The 563-nt window shown below is 69.4% G+C and carries 1 protein-coding gene; it reads left to right on the forward strand.

Annotation, left to right across the window (positions count from 1 at the left end):
• Positions 1–537 (forward strand): IS3 family transposase (locus ACTQW0_RS08520; protein WP_441567786.1); only part of this gene is annotated, 537 nt, incomplete at its 5' end.
• Positions 538–563 lie beyond the last annotated feature (26 nt).

A 563-nucleotide genomic window follows, 5' to 3' on the forward strand; every position in this document is an offset into this window, starting at 1 on the left:
CCGAACCTCGTGCGCCGCGACTTCCGCTCGGCCCTGCCGAACTTCCTGTGGCTCACCGACATAACCGAGTTCAGGCTGCCGACGGGCCGCAAGGTGTACCTGTCCGCCATCAGGGACTGCTTCGACTCCTCGGTCGTCGCCTGGCGGGCGGGCGAGCGCCCGGACGCCGACCTCGCGAACTCGACGCTGTCGGACGCGTGCTCCCGGCTGGCGCCCGGCGAGCGCCCCGTGATCCACTCCGACCGCGGCGTGCACTACCGCTGGCCGGGCTGGATATCGATATGCGAGCGGAACGGCCTGGTCAGGAGCATGTCGGCCAAGGGCTGCAGCCCCGACAACGCCGCGATGGAGGGCTTCTTCGGCCTGCTCAAGAAGGAGTTCTTCCACGGGAGGGACTGGTCCGGCTGGTCGCCCGGGGAGTTCATCGAGGCCCTCGGCGCGTGGATAGGGCGCTTCAACTCCGAGCGGGCAAGCGACGCGCTCGGTGGCGCGACACCGGACGACTACCGGTCGTCGCTGGGGATGGCCGCGATTTAGCGGTCCAGGAAATCGTCCGCAGTCCC

The organism is Collinsella sp. LCP19S3_B7 (assembly GCF_052121795.1).
Classification (GTDB): Bacteria; Actinomycetota; Coriobacteriia; order Coriobacteriales; family Coriobacteriaceae; genus Collinsella.